Raw genomic sequence first — 18738 nt, forward strand, 5'->3', positions numbered from 1 at the left:
ATGCGGGAGATTTTTTAATGCATAACCAGGCTCCAATTCAACGTAGAAAATCGACACGCATTTACGTTGGGAACGTGCCGATCGGCGATGGCGCGCCCATCGCCGTACAGTCTATGACCAATACGCGTACCACAGATGTGGAAGCGACGGTTAATCAGATCAAAGCGCTGGAACGCGTCGGCGCAGATATTGTTCGTGTCTCTGTACCAACAATGGATGCCGCAGAAGCGTTCAAGCTTATCAAACAGCAGGTTAATGTCCCGCTGGTTGCCGATATTCACTTCGACTATCGTATCGCGCTGAAGGTGGCGGAATACGGCGTCGATTGCCTGCGTATCAACCCAGGCAATATCGGTAATGAAGAGCGTATTCGCATGGTAGTGGACTGCGCTCGTGATAAAAATATTCCTATCCGTATCGGCGTCAACGCCGGATCGCTGGAAAAAGATCTGCAGGAAAAATACGGTGAACCGACGCCGCAGGCGCTGCTGGAATCCGCTATGCGCCATGTGGATCACCTCGATCGTCTGAACTTCGATCAATTCAAAGTCAGCGTTAAAGCGTCTGACGTTTTCCTCGCCGTAGAATCCTATCGCCTGCTGGCGAAACAGATCGATCAACCGCTGCATTTGGGGATCACCGAAGCCGGTGGTGCACGCAGTGGGGCGGTAAAATCAGCGATCGGTTTAGGATTGCTGTTGTCCGAAGGGATCGGCGATACGCTGCGTGTCTCTCTGGCGGCGGATCCGGTGGAAGAGATCAAAGTTGGCTTCGATATCCTGAAATCGCTGCGCATTCGTGCCCGCGGGATCAACTTTATCGCCTGCCCAACCTGCTCGCGTCAGGAGTTCGACGTTATCGGTACGGTGAACGCGCTGGAACAACGTCTGGAAGATATCATTACGCCAATGGATGTTTCGATCATCGGCTGCGTGGTGAACGGTCCTGGCGAAGCGCTGGTTTCTACGCTGGGCGTCACGGGTGGTAACAAGAAAAGCGGTCTGTATGAAGACGGCGTGCGTAAGGATCGACTCGATAACGACGATATGATTACGCAGCTTGAAGCCCGCATTCGCGCCAAAGCGAGTATCCTGGACGAAGCGCGTCGTATTGACGTGCAGCAGCTTGAAAAATAACAACGTGATGGGAAGCGGTGTGCTTCCCGTGTATGATTGAACCCGCATGGCGCCCGCATTGTTCGGGTTAGCGCTGAGGGTTCATTTTTATATTCATAAAGAGAATAAACGTGGCAAAAAACATTCAAGCCATTCGCGGCATGAACGATTATCTGCCTGGCGAAACCGCCATCTGGCAGCGCATTGAAGGCACTCTCAAAAACGTGCTCGGCAGCTACGGTTACAGTGAAATCCGCTTGCCGATTGTAGAGCAGACCCCGTTATTCAAACGCGCGATCGGTGAAGTCACCGACGTGGTTGAAAAAGAGATGTATACCTTTGAGGACCGTAATGGCGACAGCCTGACGTTGCGTCCTGAAGGGACTGCGGGCTGCGTACGCGCCGGCATCGAACATGGTCTCCTGTACAATCAGGAACAGCGTCTGTGGTATATCGGGCCGATGTTCCGCCACGAACGTCCGCAAAAAGGGCGCTATCGTCAATTCCATCAGCTGGGTGTCGAAGTGTTTGGCCTGCAAGGCCCGGACATCGATGCTGAACTGATTATGCTGACCGCTCGCTGGTGGCGCGCGCTGGGTATTTCTCAGCATGTCAGCCTTGAGCTGAACTCAATTGGTTCGCTTGAAGCCCGCGCTAACTACCGTGATGCGCTGGTCGCCTACCTGGAACAGCACAAAGAGAAACTGGACGAAGACTGCAAGCGCCGTATGTACACTAACCCGCTGCGCGTTCTCGACTCCAAAAACCCGGAAGTACAGGCGCTGCTCAACGACGCACCTGCGCTGGGCGACTATCTTGATGACGACTCTCGCGAGCACTTTGCGGGCCTGTGCAAACTGCTGGAATCCGCAGGTATTGCCTATACCGTCAATCAGCGTCTGGTTCGTGGTCTTGATTATTACAACCGCACCGTATTTGAGTGGGTCACCAGCAGCCTGGGCTCTCAGGGTACCGTGTGTGCCGGTGGGCGTTACGACGGTCTGGTAGAGCAACTTGGCGGTCGCGCAACGCCGGCCGTGGGCTTTGCCATGGGTCTGGAACGACTTGTTTTGTTAGTTCAGGCAGTTAATCCGGAATTTAACGCAGATCCTGTTGTCGATATATACCTGGTCGCTTCGGGGGCGGATACGCAGTCGGTTGCAATGCGGCTTGCAGAACGTCTGCGCGATGAAGTTCCTGGTGTGAAACTGATGACAAACCACGGTGGCGGCAACTTTAAGAAACAGTTCGCCCGCGCCGACAAGTGGGGCGCCCGCGTTGCACTGGTACTGGGCGAGTCCGAAGTGGCTGACGGTACTGTTGTAGTGAAGGATTTGCGCTCTGGTGAGCAAACGGCAGTAGCGCAGGATAGCGTTGCCGCGCATTTGCGCACTCTACTGGGCTAAGGAGAAGGACAGCGTGGAAATTTACGAGAACGAAAACGACCAGATTGATGCAGTAAAACGCTTCTTTGCTGAAAACGGCAAAGCGCTGGCTGTTGGGGTCATTTTAGGGGTTGGCGCGCTGGTTGGTTGGCGTTACTGGACCAGCCATCAGACGGAGTCCGCACGCTCTGCTTCTCTGGCATATCAAAATACGGTGACTGCGGTTAGCGCGGGTAAACCGGATAGCCTTCCTGCTGCAGAGAAATTTGCCGCAGAAAACAAAAATACCTACGGCGCGTTAGCTTCACTGGAACTGGCGCAGCAGTTTGTTGACCAAAATGAACTTGAGAAAGCCGCAAGCCAGCTGCAACAAGGCTTAGCAGCGACCAGCGATGAGAATCTCAAAGCGGTGATTAATCTGCGTCTGGCTCGTGTTCAGGTTCAGCTTAAACAGGCTGATACCGCGCTGAAAACACTCGACACCATTAAAGGTGAAGGGTGGACGGCCATTGTTGCCGACCTGCGCGGTGAAGCATTGCTGAGCAAAGGCGATAAACAAGGTGCGCGTAGCGCATGGGAAGCGGGCGTGAAAAGCGATGCCTCTCCTGCTCTGAGCGAAATGATGCAGATGAAAATCAATAATTTGTCCATCTGAGAGGGACCCGATGCAATTGCGTAAATTACTTCTGCCAGGGCTGCTTTCCGTTACCCTATTGAGCGGCTGTTCACTGTTTAGTGGCGAAGAAGATGTCGTTAAGATGTCCCCATTACCGGTGGTTGAAAACCAGTTTACTCCGTCTACGGACTGGAGCACCTCTGTAGGTAACGGTATTGGTGATTTCTATTCCAATCTTCATCCTGCGCTGGCGGATAACGTTGTCTATGCAGCCGATCGCGCCGGCGTCGTTAAGGCGTTGAATGCGGACGACGGCAAAGAAGTCTGGTCTGTTAATCTGGGTGAGAAAGACGGCTGGTTCTCCCGCGCATCTGCACAGCTTTCTGGCGGTGTAACCGTGTCCGGTGGCCATGTTTACATTGGCAGCGAAAAAGCGCAGGTTTATGCGCTGAACACCAGCGATGGTACCACCGCATGGCAGACGAAAGTTGCCGGTGAAGCGCTGTCTCGTCCTGTTGTGAGCGATGGCGTGGTATTAATCCACACCAGTAACGGTCAGTTGCAGGCCTTGAACGAAGCTGACGGCGCTATCAAATGGACCGTTAACCTCGACATGCCTTCTCTGTCTCTGCGCGGCGAATCTGCCCCAGCGACCGCCTTTGGCGCAGCTATCGTTGGCGGTGATAACGGCCGCGTAAGCGCCGTGCTGATGCAGCAGGGCCAGATGATTTGGCAGCAGCGTATTTCTCAGGCGACAGGTCCAACGGAAATCGATCGTCTGAGCGACGTTGATACCACGCCGGTTATCGTCAATGGCGTTGTCTACGCGCTGGCTTATAATGGTAACCTGACGGCGCTGGATCTGCGCAGCGGTCAGATCATGTGGAAACGTGAACTGGGCTCAGTGAATGATTTCATCGTCGACGGTAACCGTATCTACCTGGTAGACCAGAACGACCGTGTACTGGCGCTGACCACCGACGGCGGTGTGACGCTGTGGACGCAAAGCGATCTGCTGCACCGTCTGCTGACGTCCCCGGTATTGTATAACGGCAATCTGGTCGTGGGTGATAGCGAAGGCTACCTGCACTGGATTAACGTTGATGATGGCCGCTTTGTCGCCCAGCAGAAAGTTGACAGCTCTGGTTTCTTGACCGAGCCGGTCTCTGCTGATGGTAAACTGCTGATCCAGGCGAAAGACGGTACGCTGTACTCTATTACGCGTTAATCGTCCCGGCCGCTCGCTTTGAAAAACGGCTCCTGGTGCAGGGGCCGTTTTACTGTTTTTAACAACGGCGCAAAAAATGTGCCCGTTGTCTGATGATTTATTAAATGAGGCTTTAAACATGGTACCTGTGGTCGCGCTTGTCGGGCGCCCTAACGTTGGCAAATCCACGTTATTTAACCGTCTAACTCGCACCCGAGATGCGCTGGTTGCGGATTTCCCGGGTCTGACTCGTGACCGTAAGTACGGTCGTGCGGAAATTGAAGGCCGCGAGTTTATCTGTATTGATACCGGCGGTATTGATGGCACCGAAGACGGTGTAGAAACCCGCATGGCGGAACAGTCGCTGTTGGCGATCGAAGAAGCGGACGTTGTGCTGTTCATGGTAGATGCGCGTGCTGGCCTGATGCCTGCGGATGAAGCCATTGCGAAACATCTGCGGTCGCGCCAGAAACCGACGTTCCTGGTAGCCAACAAAACTGACGGGCTCGATCCTGATCAGGCGGTCGTCGATTTCTACTCGCTGGGTCTGGGTGAAATTTATCCGATCGCGGCATCCCATGGTCGTGGCGTTCTCAGCCTGCTGGAGCATGTTCTGCTGCCGTGGATGGATGACGTTGCTCCTCAGGAAGAGGTGGATGAAGATGCAGAATATTGGGCGCAACTGGAAGCCGAAGAGAACGGCGAAGAAGAGCCTGAAGACGACTTCAATCCGCAGGACCTGCCGATCAAACTGGCGATTGTTGGTCGCCCGAACGTAGGTAAGTCCACGCTTACTAACCGTATTCTCGGCGAAGACCGCGTAGTGGTTTACGACATGCCGGGGACCACGCGTGACAGTATTTATATCCCGATGCAACGCGATGAGCGCGAATATGTGCTCATCGATACCGCGGGCGTGCGTAAGCGCGGCAAAATTACCGAAGCAGTAGAAAAATTCTCAGTTATCAAAACGCTGCAGGCGATTGAAGATGCCAACGTGGTGATGCTGGTGATTGACGCGCGCGAAGGTATTTCCGATCAGGACCTGTCGCTGCTGGGCTTTATCCTCAATAGTGGGCGTTCACTTGTTATTGTGGTCAACAAGTGGGATGGCCTGACGCAGGAAGTGAAAGAGCAGGTCAAAGAGACTTTGGACTTCCGTCTGGGCTTTATTGATTTTGCGCGTGTACACTTCATCTCTGCGCTGCACGGCAGCGGCGTGGGTAATCTGTTTGAATCGGTCCGCGAAGCGTATGACAGCTCTACCCGTCGCGTTAGCACCGCGATGCTGACGCGCATTATGACTATGGCGGCAGAAGATCATCAGCCGCCGCTGGTGCGTGGTCGTCGTGTGAAGCTGAAATATGCCCACGCCGGTGGTTATAACCCACCAATCGTGGTGATTCACGGCAACCAGGTCAAAGACCTGCCGGATTCCTACAAGCGTTATCTGATGAACTATTTCCGTAAGTCTTTGGATGTAATGGGGACGCCGATCCGCATTCAGTTCAAAGAAGGGGAAAACCCGTTTGCGAACAAACGCAATACGCTGACGCCGACGCAGATGCGTAAACGTAAGCGTTTGATAAAACACATCAAAAAAAGCAAGTAACCGTTGCTGATGCTGATAAAAACCCGTGCTTGTCGCGGGTTTTTTTTCGAAGTTCCATCGCCAGCCTCAGCCCGTGCGATGTCAATCACTATTCATTTTTTACCAAGTTTAAATCTAAGAAAGTAGACATTTGTCGAGTTTTCGTCTTAAAGTCCGGGGGCTGGTACTAGACAAAACTAGCCTTAGGTTATCAAATGGTTAAATAAATTTTCGCCGCATGTAAAAAATCGGTCAGATACGTAACTGGCTGGCGTACATCGCGGTGTTTACACACACGACGACATAACTTTCGGGAGAATTATGCAATCCTCTGTTAATCAAAAAGAAAGCCGAACTTTCTTCGGCCATCCTTATCCGCTCGGCTCGCTGTTCTTCACAGAGATGTGGGAGCGCTTCTCGTTTTATGGCATTCGCCCGTTACTGTCCTGTTTATGGCTGCTACCGTTTATGACGGCGGCATGGGGCTGGCACGTGAAAATGCCTCGGCGATTGTGGGTATCTTTGCCGGTACGATGTACCTCGCTGCGCTGCCGGGGGGCTGGCTGGCTGATAACTGGCTCGGCCAACAGAAAGCGGTGTGGTACGGTTCCATCCTGATTGCCCTCGGCCATCTGTCTATTGCGCTCTCCGCCATTATGGGGAACAACCTGTTCTTTATTGGTCTGATGTTTATCGTGCTCGGCTCCGGTCTGTTTAAGACCTGTATTTCGGTCATGGTTGGCACGCTGTATAAAAAAGGCGATGCGCGTCGCGACGGCGGTTTCTCGCTGTTCTACATGGGCATCAACATGGGGTCGTTTATCGCGCCGCTGATTTCCGGCTGGCTGATTAAAACCCATGGCTGGCACTGGGGCTTTGGCATCGGTGGTATCGGGATGTTGGTGGCGTTGATCATTTTCCGTGTATTTGCCGTTCCATCAATGAAACGCTACGACAGCGAAGTGGGGCTCGACTCCACCTGGAATAGCCCGGTAGTGAAACGTAACGGCGTGGGAGCGTGGCTGTTGGCGCTGGCTGTCGGTGCGGCGGTTATCGTTACGCTGATAGCGCAGGGCGTGATTGTAATTAATCCGGTCGCGGTTGCCAGCATGCTGGTGTACGTGATTGCAGCCTCCGTTGCGCTCTACTTTATCTACCTGTTCATCTTTGCCGGTCTGAACCGTAAAGAGCGCGCCAGACTGCTGGTCTGCTTTATCCTGCTGGTTTCCGCCGCGTTCTTCTGGTCCGCGTTTGAGCAGAAGCCAACCTCGTTCAACCTGTTCGCTAACGACTACACTAACCGTATGATCGGTGATTTTGAAATCCCGGCGGTCTGGTTCCAGTCGATAAACGCGCTGTTTATTATCCTGCTGGCACCGGTATTCAGTTGGGCATGGCCGAAGCTGGCAAGCATGAATATTCGCCCGAGTAGCATCACCAAGTTTGTTATCGGTATCCTCTTTGCGGCGGCAGGCTTCGGTCTGATGATGCTGGCGGCGCAAAACGTTCTCAGTAACGGCGGGGCAGGCGTTTCTCCATTCTGGCTGGTGGGCAGTATCCTGATGCTGACGCTTGGCGAGCTGTGCCTGAGTCCGATCGGTCTGGCGACAATGACGCTGCTGGCTCCGGAAAGAATGCGCGGGCAGATGATGGGCCTGTGGTTCTGCGCCAGTGCGCTGGGCAACCTGGCCGCAGGTTTGATTGGCGGTCATGTGAAGGCTGACCAACTGGATATGCTGCCGGATCTCTTCGCACGCTGCTCGATTGCGCTGCTGATCTGCGCTGCGGTACTGATCATCCTCATTGTTCCGATTCGTCGCATGCTGGAGAATACGCAAACTAAACCGGCAACTAGCGCCTGATAACACCTCGATTGTGCCGGGGCAGACGTTATGTCCCGGCTATTCAATTAACGAGGTAAGAGCATGCTGTTAGGATTTGTTGGGCTTGGTGCAGTCGTTGAAACGGCATACTTGCCCGCATTACGTAATATGTTTGGTGATGCACTACGCTGTGTGGGATTTGATGTTCAACCCGCAAAGCAGCCCGCAGACGTGACACGCTGTGCGTCGCTCGCTGAACTTCTTGCAATGCCGCTTGATACCCTGTTTATTACCACCGCATCCCTGCATCACCTCGATGTGCTTGAACAGGCGCTGGCGGCTCCCATCGCTCGTATTGTGGTCGAAAAGCCTATTGTCGCCACGCTTTCCCAAATTGAAAAACTGAAAACGCTGCTGACTCAACCGGATGCTGCCAACCGCGTGCTGGCACTCGACCATTGGATGGCACGCAATGGCGCAATGCAGCTGGCGTTGGGCAAACTCGGAGCGCAGTGGCAGGGCGATAATCCGCAACAGGCACTTGTCTCTCATTTTTCACACATTGTTAAAATCGACGGTTTTTTGCAGGAACCGAGCGGGTTTAACGCTGTTGGAGAACCCATTGCGCTTAACTTTGCCACCGGTGAGCCGGATACCCGTGAGCTTCGTCATCCGGACGGTGTGATTCTGGACATTGGCACACATGTACTGGCAATGCTGCGTGAAACAGTGCGTTACCTGGGCGGTAATGACAGTATGACCTTGCAGGTGAAGAGCGCTAAAGACCGTCTGGGACGAAATATTGTAGAGGGCGACCTGACCACAGCAGAAGGAGAGGCGCATCTGCAGGGACAGATTAGCGGCATTCCGCTGGACATCTGGCTGAATAAATACGCGGGGCCGGCTGGCGGACAAAAAGGCCTGCGCCTTTGTCTGCGCGATGGTCGTGTCATTAGCCATGATCGCCGTGGTGTCGAGGATGTGCTCGAATTGATTGACGGTGATGTTGTACAACGCTGGAGTCTGCCTGGTAGCGTATATGCCCATTGTCTGGCGGAGCATATTCTGGGCGCGCAAAGTCTGTTTGAACGCAGCCCACAGGAAGTGAGCCGCACGACGCAGCGCAGGCTGGAGGAAGTGGAGTGCCTGTTAACGTTACAGCAGCAGTTACGCGGGCGGCATTAAACGCATCGTGTTAAACTCAGCGCAGTAATGGATCCCTGTACTGGAGTCGCTATGTCTATTATTTGCCCGGATTGTAATGCAGAGCTGGAGCCGCAAAACGGTATGGCGCACTGTGATAACTGTAATAAAGATATTCAGTTAGAAGCGCACTGCCCGGAGTGCAATCAGCCACTGCAGGTGCTTAAAGCCTGTGGTGCGGTGGATTATTTCTGCCAGAACGGTCATGGCCTTATCTCGAAGAAACGCGTGGCGTTTGTGCCGCTTTAATCCTGTTTTTTCCTGCGTGTTTTCTTTGTCTTCGTGACAGCTCTCACTTCGCTTTCCACCCATCCGTCAGACAGGCGGGTGGTGAGCACATCACCTGCTGTAACCTGTTTAGTCTGTTTCAGCACTTCACCCTCTTTTGCGGTCGTCACGCTATAACCGCGGGCCAGCGTGGCCAGTGGGCTGACTGCCTCAAGATGGGTAACCGCGTTGCCAAAACGCTCGCGCTGTTCGCTTAAACGCGCACGGATATTTTCCGCCAGGCGGTATTCCAGTTGCTGAATGCGTGTTTGCGCACGGTAAATACGCGGCTGCGGGTTTTGCTGATTCAGACGCTGCAGCATGCGCTGCTGACGCTGATTTGCCTGTTTAATCTTATTCTCAAGTGCGAAGTTCATTCTCTGACGCAGTCGTTCCAGCACGGTCTGTTGACGGGCCAGACGCAGTTGCGGATGCTGCTGTTGCAAGCGGTGATGAAGCTGGGTAAATCGACGAGTACGATTGACGAGGTAGTAGTCCATCGCCATCTCCAGACGCTGCTGACCATGCTGTATTTGACGCAGCAGTTCAAGCTGATTACGGCTGACAATTTCTGCTGCCGCCGACGGCGTAGGTGCCCGTAAATCTGCAATAAAATCGGCAATAGTGACATCGGTTTCATGGCCGACGGCGCTGACAACTGGAATGCGGCTGGCAAAGATCGCCCGTGCAACACGTTCGTCGTTAAAGCTCCACAAATCTTCCAGCGAGCCGCCGCCGCGCCCGACGATCAGCACATCGCACTCGCCCCGCGCGTTCGCCAGTTCAATGGCCCGAACGATCTGCCCTGGCGCATCATCGCCCTGGACTGCGGTCGGGTAGATAATAACGGGCAGGGAAGGGTCGCGACGCTTCAGGACGTGGAGAATATCGTGCAGCGCGGCGCCGGTTTTAGAGGTGATTACCCCGACGCAGTGGGCCGGTGAGGGCAGCGTTTTTTTGAACTGCTGATCGAATAGCCCTTCACCCTGCAGTTTGGCCTTGAGTTGCTCATATTTTTGCTGCAGCAAACCTTCGCCCGCTGGCTGCATGCTCTCAACAATTATCTGATAGTCGCCGCGCGGCTCGTACAATGTAATGTTGGCGCGTACCAGTACCTGCTGACCGTGCTGTGGTCGGAACGTTACCCGGCGATTGCTGTTGCGAAACATCGCGCAGCGTACCTGAGCGGTGTCATCTTTGAGCGTGAAATACCAGTGACCGGAGGACGGCTGCGTGAAATTCGAAATTTCACCGCTGATCCACACTTGTCCCATTTCCTGCTCAAGCAGCAAACGAACCGTCTGATTCAGGCGGCTTACGGTAAAAATTGAGGTGGTCTGAGAGGATAACATGTGAGCGGGATCAAATTCTAAATCAGCAAGTTATTCAGTCGAAAGTAACATGCTCACAGAGGAGCGCAAGGTTTTTTTGCAAAAAAGTGTGGATGCAATCGGTTACGCTCTGTATAATGCCGCGGCAATATTTAATAACCTCCCAGGTGAGATATTGCCCATGCTACGTATCGCAAAAGAAGCCCTGACGTTTGACGACGTCCTCCTCGTTCCCGCTCATTCTACTGTTCTGCCGAATACTGCTGATCTCAGCACCCAGTTGACGAAAACCATTCGCCTGAACATTCCTATGCTCTCCGCAGCAATGGACACCGTGACGGAAGCGCGCCTGGCAATTGCCCTGGCTCAGGAAGGCGGCATCGGTTTTATCCACAAAAACATGTCTATTGAGCGCCAGGCGGAAGAAGTTCGTCGCGTGAAGAAACATGAATCTGGCGTCGTGACCGACCCACAAACCGTACTGCCAACCACCACTCTGCGCGAAGTAAAAGAACTGACCGAGCGTAACGGTTTCGCAGGCTACCCGGTAGTGACTGAAGATAACGAACTGGTCGGCATCATCACCGGTCGTGACGTACGATTTGTGACTGATCTGAATCAGCCGGTTAGCGTCTACATGACGCCGAAAGAGCGTCTGGTGACCGTTCGTGAAGGCGAAGCACGCGATGTTGTCTTTGCCAAAATGCACGAAAAACGCGTCGAGAAAGCGCTGGTTGTTGACGACAGCTTCCATCTGCTCGGCATGATCACCGTTAAAGATTTCCAGAAAGCGGAACGTAAACCTAACGCCTGTAAAGACGAGCATGGTCGTCTGCGCGTTGGGGCTGCTGTAGGCGCAGGTGCGGGTAACGAAGAGCGTGTTGACGCGCTGGTTGCCGCTGGCGTTGATGTTCTGCTGATTGACTCCTCTCACGGTCACTCAGAAGGCGTACTGCAGCGTATCCGTGAAACTCGTGCTAAATACCCGGATCTGCAGATCATCGGGGGGAACGTTGCGACTGGTGCAGGCGCTCGCGCGCTGGCGGAAGCCGGCTGCAGCGCTGTTAAAGTCGGTATCGGCCCAGGCTCCATCTGTACTACCCGTATCGTTACCGGCGTCGGTGTACCGCAGATCACCGCCGTTTCTGACGCTGTTGAAGCGCTGGAAGGCACTGGTATCCCGGTTATTGCCGATGGCGGTATTCGTTTTTCCGGCGACATCGCAAAAGCGATCGCTGCGGGTGCTTCTGCAGTGATGGTTGGCTCTATGCTGGCGGGGACTGAAGAATCTCCGGGCGAAATCGAACTGTATCAGGGCCGTTCTTACAAATCATACCGTGGTATGGGCTCTTTGGGCGCGATGTCCAAAGGTTCTTCCGACCGTTATTTCCAGAGCGATAACGCCGCTGACAAACTGGTCCCGGAAGGTATCGAAGGTCGCGTTGCGTATAAAGGTCGCCTGAAAGAGATCATTCACCAGCAGATGGGTGGCCTGCGCTCCTGTATGGGTCTGACCGGCTGTGGTACTATCGACGCGCTGCGAACAAAAGCAGAGTTTGTACGTATCAGCGGTGCGGGTATTCAGGAAAGTCACGTCCACGATGTGACCATCACCAAAGAGTCCCCTAACTACCGCATGGGCTCCTGATAAGTTTCCGCGCCCGGCTATATGCCGGGCGAATTTGTTTCACTTGCCTCGGAATTAGCGTCAATGACAGACAATATTCATAAACATCGCATTCTCATCCTTGATTTCGGATCTCAGTACACTCAGCTGGTTGCTCGTCGCGTACGTGAACTGGGCGTCTATTGTGAACTGTGGGCGTGGGATGTTACGGAAGCACAAATTCGCGAATTCAACCCAAGCGGTATCATTCTTTCCGGTGGTCCGGAAAGCACCACTGAAGAAAACAGCCCGCGTGCGCCGGAATACGTTTTCACAGCGGGCGTGCCTGTGTTCGGCGTGTGCTACGGCATGCAGACTATGGCAATGCAGCTCGGTGGTCATGTTGAAGGTTCTAACGAACGTGAATTCGGCTATGCGCAGGTTGAAGTTCAGACCGACAGCGCGCTGATCCGCGGTATTGAAGACTCTCTGACCGCAGACGGCAAACCACTGCTGGACGTGTGGATGAGCCACGGCGACAAAGTGACCGCTATTCCGGAAGGTTTCGTGACCGTTGCCAGCACCGACAACTGCCCGTTTGCCATCATGGCGCACGAGGAAAAACGTTTCTACGGTGTGCAGTTCCATCCGGAAGTTACCCACACCCGTCAGGGGATGCGCATGCTGGAGCGTTTTGTGCGCGACATCTGCCAGTGTGAAGCGCTGTGGACCCCGGCAAAAATTATCGATGACGCCGTTGCCCGCATTCGTGAGCAGGTTGGCACTGATAAAGTGATCCTCGGCCTCTCCGGCGGCGTTGACTCCTCCGTCACCGCGATGCTGCTGCACCGTGCAATTGGCAAAAACCTGACCTGTGTGTTCGTCGACAACGGTCTGCTGCGTCTCAACGAAGCTCAGCAGGTGATGGATATGTTCGGCGACCATTTCGGCCTGAACATCATTCATGTTGAAGGTGAAAAGCGTTTCCTGGACGCGCTGAAAGGCGAGAACGATCCGGAAGCTAAACGTAAAATCATCGGCCGCGTGTTCGTGGAAGTCTTCGACGAAGAAGCGCTGAAGCTGGAAGACGTTAAGTGGCTGGCGCAGGGAACCATCTATCCGGACGTGATCGAATCCGCGGCTTCTGCCACCGGTAAAGCGCACGTCATCAAATCTCACCACAACGTGGGCGGTTTGCCGAAAGAGATGAAGATGGGTCTGGTTGAACCGCTGCGTGAGCTGTTCAAAGACGAAGTGCGTAAGATTGGTCTGGAACTGGGTCTGCCGTACGACATGCTGTACCGTCACCCATTCCCGGGGCCGGGTCTGGGCGTACGCGTGCTGGGCGAAGTGAAGAAAGAGTACTGCGACCTGCTGCGCCGTGCGGATGCTATCTTCATTGAGGAACTGCACAACGCTGACCTGTACAACAAAGTGAGCCAGGCGTTCACCGTGTTCCTGCCAGTACGTTCCGTTGGCGTCATGGGCGATGGCCGTAAGTACGACTGGGTTGTTTCCCTGCGTGCTGTTGAAACCATCGACTTTATGACCGCGCACTGGGCGCACCTGCCGTATGACTTCTTAGGCCGCGTCTCTAACCGCATTATCAACGAAGTTAACGGTATTTCCCGCGTGGTGTATGACATCAGCGGTAAGCCGCCAGCTACGATTGAGTGGGAATAATATTCCTCCCGTTTAGCGGTTTCTGAACCGGTAGTATGTAAAAGCCCTCTTTTTACAGAGGGCTTTTTATTGCGCGAATTTTATCGATGCGACAGTCCTGCTCGATAGTAGGGTTAATCACACACTTAACGTCTGCGCTCCATTCAACACCGCTTCTTATTTACGGAAATAATGAAAAATACTCAGGGTATTACCCTGTAGAATTTAATAACGGTAACAATTCAGATAAGCATTTAAATTTATGCTAAATATGAATGTTTTAGTCAGTGATATTTTCTGGCGATATTAATTAGCGTCTATTTGAGCGCAGTGTCTCTTTTTTATATCCAGTACACTGGAACGTAAAAAATCAGCGCGAATGGCGCGGTGAAGCGGGATTCAAAGATGGTGTATTTTTGCGAAAAACACGGTTGATTATCCGATATATCAGCACATGTGGCGGGTAAGACTGCGCGAAGTTTCATCACTCAAATCCCTTACCGGATGGTTAAATATCAGGCGATTAGCCATCCGGTAAGGAATCTTAATGCTGTAGTATCATCGGCTCGGCTCGGCGCGAGCGATCAGCGTACGTCAGTTTGTGCAGGAGATGCCTGTTGCGGCAGGGTGATCTGCTGAGATTCTTTTTTGTTCTGGTGGTGGTGCCACGCACCTATGGCGGAGTAGACGAAGCGTCCGAAGAAGAAAAGAAAGCTGATAAGCAGTACGATCCGGATCATGCGACTGTTAAATCGGTGTCGTTTGCGTAGGCTGGTAACCTGGCTCACAAAAGGTTCCTTGTAGTGTACCCAACTGAGGGCGATAGTCACATTAAGGCATACTGTGAGGGAATGGTCAATTTTTCCTTATGTAAAATTGCTTCAGTTGTTTTATCTATTTATGTTATGGAAATTAATATTATTATTTGCATTAATAATGAGATAACGATAAAAAACCATGAAAAGAGTAATAATTGATTAATGAGGGACTTATTTATTGATGTGTATCAAGCATCACCCTTTGCTGACAACTAAAATTGATGAGTCATTTTAATGTATTTAACTTTATCGTTTTAACGTCAGGTGGGATGCCTGTCCGAATACCCCCTGCAGGATGTGCGGGATTCTACTGAGCATCTATGAAACTCAATAAAAATTATATTGGTATTAGAGATAAATGGTGGGCGTTACCTCTCATCTTGCCTTCTTTGCTGTTGCCTATATTGAGCACTGCTAACACCTATGCCCATATTAGTACCGGGAACGTAATTCTTTTCTACCTGCCTTTAGCGCTGATGATTAGTCTGATGTTGTTTTTTGGCTGGGCGGCATTACCAGGAATTATCATTTCCATCATCTGGTACAAATATCCGCAGGTTGGGTTATTTGAAATGCTCTCAATAATTTCGCACTTTATAGTTACGATAGTGCTTAGTTGGGGAGGGTATAAAGTTTTTGCTCCCCGGCGGAATAACGTTTCTTACGGTGACTCCCACCTGATGTTTCAGCACATGTTTTGGCAGGTTTTCTGCCCGGCAACGCTGTTTCTGCTATTCTTCCATTTCGCCGCGTTTGTGGGCGTCTATGAGAGCAAATCCGGCATGGTGGGCGTTATGCCCCTTAATACCGGCACGTTGATCAACTATCAGGCCATGCTGGCCGGGAATCTGGTTGGGGTTCCACTGTGCTACTTAATAATTCGCACGATTCGTAATCCTTTGTATATCAGAGGTTATTTATCTCAGTTAAAGCAGCAGTTTGATACCAAAGTTACCAAAACAGAGTTTGCGGTCTGGCTGATTATATTGACCATACTAATGACATTGTTGTGTATGCCGCTAGATGAGAAAAGCTCAATATTTAGCACGAATTATACCTTGTCACTGATGCTGCCCGTCATGCTATGGGGAGCTATGCGTTACGGTTATAAATTTATTTCGTTAATATGGATGCTCGTACTCATTACAGCAATTCATTATTATCAACGCTATATGCCCTGGTATTCGGGTTACGATGTGCAACTTGCCATTACCTCATCGAGTTACCTGGTTTTCTCCTTCATCGTGAATTTTATTGCCGTACTGGCAACGCGCCAGAGAATTGTCGCCAGACATTCTCATCGTCTGGCCTTCTTTGACCCCATGGTGCATATTCCGAATTTGCGCGCTTTGAACCGGGATTTGAGAAAAGCGCCATGGTCAGTGCTTTGCTTTTTGAGTGTTCCGGGTATGGAACTGCTGGTGAAAAATTACGGCATTATGCTGCGTATCCAGTACAAGCAAAAACTTGCCCAGTGGGTAAAGCCATTGCTGAAACAAGATGAGCATGTCTATCAGTTATCGGGTAATGATTTAGTTCTGCGTTTTAACACCGAGTCGTATCAGGAGCGTATTGAAGCGCTGGACAGGCATATCAAGCAGTTTCGTTTTATCTGGGATGGCATGCCTTTACAGCCGCAGGTGGGGATTAGTTTTTGCTATGTCCGTTCTCCTGTTAATCACATCTACTTGTTACTGGGGGAGTTAAGCACCATCGCCGAGCTTTCTCTGGCGACCAATGCGCCAGAGAATTTGCAGCGCCGAGGCGTGATGCACCTGCAACGTGACCTGAAAGATAAGGTTGCGATGATGAATCGTCTGCAACTGGCGCTGGAGCACCATCGCTTTTTCCTGATGGCGCAGCCGATTTCAGGCGTGCGCGGCGATGTTTATCATGAAATTCTGCTGCGGCTAGAGGGGGATGATGGTGAAACCATCGGTCCTGACAGCTTCTTACCGGTAGCGCATGAGTTTGGATTGTCATCCAGCATCGATCTGTGGGTGATTGAAAATACGCTGAAGTTTATGGCGCAGAATCGGGAAAAAATGCCCGCTCGTCGGTTTGCTATTAACTTATCTCCCACATCGGTATGCCGTGCCCGGCTTCCGCATGACATCAACCAACTGCTGATTAAGTACAAAGTTGAACCGTGGCAACTGATTTTTGAAGTAACGGAAAGCAATGCCTTAACCAATGCGGAACAGGCGCAGGCAACGTTACTGCAGCTGCAATCATTGGGCTGTCAGATTGCGATTGATGATTTTGGTACCGGATATGCCAGCTATGCGCGGCTGAAGAATGTGAATGCCGATATCCTGAAAATTGATGGCAGCTTTATTCGCAACATCGTTTCGAATAGCCTCGACTATCAAATCGTGGCCTCTATTTGTCATCTGGCGCGGATGAAAAGAATGCTGGTGGTCGCGGAGTACGTCGAAAGCGAAGAAATACGCAGTGCGGTAATTTCGCTGGGGATTGATTACATGCAGGGGTATCTGATTGGTAAACCGCAGCCGTTGCATGAAATGCTGGAAGAACAGGTGCCAGAAGAACTGGCACCTGCTGAGAGCTTATGCGGCGATATCGGGTGAACTCTCTTCTTCAATTTTGAGTCGCCAGCCGGTAACGGCTTCCCAGTATTGCTGCTCTTTTTCCAGATCGAGCAGCACCAGCGCATTCTGGCTAAACCAGTCATGCGGAAAGCGTAAGGTCCAGTGGTTGTCGTCGGTAATTAGGGTCAGCGTCGGTGGCGTGGTGGTCGCCTGTCGCTGATTATTCAGCAGCACGCCCAGGCGCAACAGCTGAATTAACGGCAGAAACTGTTTTTTCTTGAACAGCGTAAAGCGGGGCAAATCATCCAGTTTCACCGCTTTGCGATGATATCGAACCAGGGTTGCCATCATCAGCTGTTGTTCCTGATTGAAACCCGGTAAATCGCTGTTTTGGAGGATATACGCCGAGTGGCGATGTAAACCGCTGTGGTTGATGTTCAGCCCAACCTCATGCAGCATCGCCGCCCAGCGCAGCAACGCTTCCAGTTGTGGATTGGCCAGCTTTGGCTGCTGCGTATGCCACTGGTCGTACATTTGCATCGTCGTTTCCAGTACGCGCCGGGCCTGTTCGCTGTCGATATTGTACTGGTTCGCCAGGCTGCTCGCGGTACGACTGCGAACGTCCTGGTGGCGAAAACGACCTTCCATCTCATACAGCACGCCTTCGCGTAGTGCGCCATCAGAAAGGCGGAGTTCGCGGATAGCCAGTGCGTCAAAAACGCCGCACAGAATCGCGAGTCCCGGCACAAACACCGCTTTTCGTTCTTCAGACAGCCCCGGCAGGCTGAGCGCATCGAATGACGCATGCTTCAGCACTTCGGTTCGCAGTTTGTCCAGGCGTTCGGGGGTGATAAAACCATCTTTCTCACCCATCTCCAGCAGCACTTCGTGTGCCGCTTTAATCGTGCCCGACGCGCCCAGCGCAACGTTCCAGCCCTGAATGCGAAACTGCCAGGTTAAGGTTTCAAGCTTTTGCGCTGCCGCCATGCGCGCACGCTGGAAGTTTTCCCGACTAATAGCGCCGTCCGGGAAATACATCTGAGCAAAACTGACGCAGCCCATACGACGACTTTCCACCAGTTTGGGCTCGAAATCTTCGCCGATCACCAGTTCTGTTGAACCACCGCCGATATCAATAACCAGCTTACGACCCTTTTCCGGCTGGGTGTGCTCCACGCCCATAAAAATCAGTCGGGCTTCTTCATTACCGGAAATAATCTCGATCGGGTAGGGGATAACTTTTTCTGCTCGCTTGAGAAAATCGGTCGCATTTAGCGCCTGACGCAAAGTATGGGTTCCCACGATGCATACGCTTGATGGGGGAAAGCCCTGCAGACGTTCGGCGAACAGCGACAGGCAGCTTAATCCGCGCTCCATTGCCTCTTCGCTCAGCTTGTTATCTTCGCCGAGGCCATCCGCCAGATGAACGCGCTGTTTCAGTCGCCCGATAATCTGCATTGCGCCATCAACCACGCGGGCAATGACCATATGGAAACTGTTTGAACCAAGGTCGACCGCAGCAAATTCCTGCGGTCGTGGAGTCTTGTCGTGTATTGGCATAG

The 18738-nt window shown here is 52.4% G+C and carries 13 protein-coding genes and 1 pseudogene; 11 read left to right on the forward strand and 3 right to left on the reverse strand.

The window, feature by feature from the left end:
• Positions 1-17 precede the first annotated feature (17 nt).
• From ispG to HV037_RS07135, 8 genes and pseudogenes are all read left to right on the forward strand, one after another.
• Positions 18-1136, forward strand: coding sequence for a flavodoxin-dependent (E)-4-hydroxy-3-methylbut-2-enyl-diphosphate synthase (gene ispG, locus HV037_RS07100; protein ID WP_016154000.1), 1119 nt, complete (start codon positions 18-20; stop codon positions 1134-1136).
• 110 nt (positions 1137-1246) lie between these two features.
• Positions 1247-2521 (forward strand): histidine--tRNA ligase, encoded by a 1275-nt coding sequence (gene hisS, locus HV037_RS07105; protein ID WP_016153999.1) that lies wholly within the window; start codon positions 1247-1249, stop codon positions 2519-2521.
• A 13-nt stretch (positions 2522-2534) separates the two neighbouring features.
• Positions 2535-3155 carry a YfgM family protein gene (locus HV037_RS07110; RefSeq protein WP_016157128.1) on the forward strand — a complete coding sequence of 207 codons (621 nt, stop codon included), beginning with the start codon at positions 2535-2537 and terminating at the stop codon, positions 3153-3155.
• Between the two features lie 10 nt (positions 3156-3165).
• The gene (gene bamB / locus HV037_RS07115; RefSeq protein ID WP_016153997.1) at positions 3166-4344 is read left to right on the forward strand and encodes an outer membrane protein assembly factor BamB; all 1179 of its coding nucleotides are present in this window, start codon (positions 3166-3168) and stop codon (positions 4342-4344) included.
• A gap of 118 nt (positions 4345-4462) precedes the next feature.
• Positions 4463-5935, forward strand: coding sequence for a ribosome biogenesis GTPase Der (gene der, locus HV037_RS07120; RefSeq protein WP_016153996.1), 1473 nt, complete (start codon positions 4463-4465; stop codon positions 5933-5935).
• A gap of 300 nt (positions 5936-6235) precedes the next feature.
• Positions 6236-7776: pseudogene (locus tag HV037_RS07125) on the forward strand (peptide MFS transporter).
• 63 nt (positions 7777-7839) lie between these two features.
• The gene (locus HV037_RS07130) at positions 7840-8922 is read left to right on the forward strand and encodes a Gfo/Idh/MocA family oxidoreductase (protein WP_103284107.1); all 1083 of its coding nucleotides are present in this window, start codon (positions 7840-7842) and stop codon (positions 8920-8922) included.
• A 51-nt stretch (positions 8923-8973) separates the two neighbouring features.
• Positions 8974-9189: a zinc ribbon domain-containing protein gene (locus HV037_RS07135; RefSeq protein ID WP_019077377.1), complete on the forward strand. Its 216-nt coding sequence runs from the start codon at positions 8974-8976 to the stop codon at positions 9187-9189.
• Here HV037_RS07135 and xseA read toward each other — a convergent pair.
• Positions 9186-10559, reverse strand: a complete 1374-nt coding sequence (gene xseA / locus HV037_RS07140; protein WP_047416421.1) for an exodeoxyribonuclease VII large subunit — start codon at positions 10557-10559, stop codon at positions 9186-9188. The two genes, HV037_RS07135 and xseA, sit on opposite strands and share 4 nt — an antisense overlap.
• Positions 10560-10719: 160 nt before the next feature.
• On the opposite strand from xseA, the gene guaB reads away from it, so the two are divergent.
• Together guaB and guaA are read left to right on the forward strand one after the other, a co-directional pair.
• A complete protein-coding gene (gene guaB / locus HV037_RS07145; RefSeq protein WP_019077375.1) occupies positions 10720-12186 on the forward strand; it encodes an IMP dehydrogenase in 1467 nt (488 codons plus the stop codon).
• A gap of 63 nt (positions 12187-12249) precedes the next feature.
• On the forward strand, positions 12250-13827 hold the full coding sequence (gene guaA / locus HV037_RS07150) for a glutamine-hydrolyzing GMP synthase (RefSeq protein WP_016153990.1): 1578 nt from the start codon (positions 12250-12252) through the stop codon (positions 13825-13827).
• Between the two features lie 563 nt (positions 13828-14390).
• Here the strand turns inward: guaA and HV037_RS07155 are convergent.
• The gene (locus HV037_RS07155; protein ID WP_047416419.1) at positions 14391-14594 is read right to left on the reverse strand and encodes a YfgG family protein; all 204 of its coding nucleotides are present in this window, start codon (positions 14592-14594) and stop codon (positions 14391-14393) included.
• 350 nt (positions 14595-14944) lie between these two features.
• On the opposite strand from HV037_RS07155, the gene HV037_RS07160 reads away from it, so the two are divergent.
• Positions 14945-17215: a sensor domain-containing phosphodiesterase gene (locus HV037_RS07160; protein ID WP_103284106.1), complete on the forward strand. Its 2271-nt coding sequence runs from the start codon at positions 14945-14947 to the stop codon at positions 17213-17215.
• Here the strand turns inward: HV037_RS07160 and ppx are convergent.
• Entirely contained in the window at positions 17195-18736 is a 1542-nt protein-coding gene (ppx, locus tag HV037_RS07165) for an exopolyphosphatase (RefSeq protein ID WP_075847658.1), read from the reverse strand. The two genes, HV037_RS07160 and ppx, sit on opposite strands and share 21 nt — an antisense overlap.
• Positions 18737-18738: the final 2 nt, after the last annotated feature.

Origin of the sequence: Citrobacter sp. RHBSTW-00017 (assembly GCF_013797615.1) — a bacterium.
Classification (GTDB): domain Bacteria; phylum Pseudomonadota; class Gammaproteobacteria; order Enterobacterales; family Enterobacteriaceae; genus Citrobacter; species Citrobacter braakii.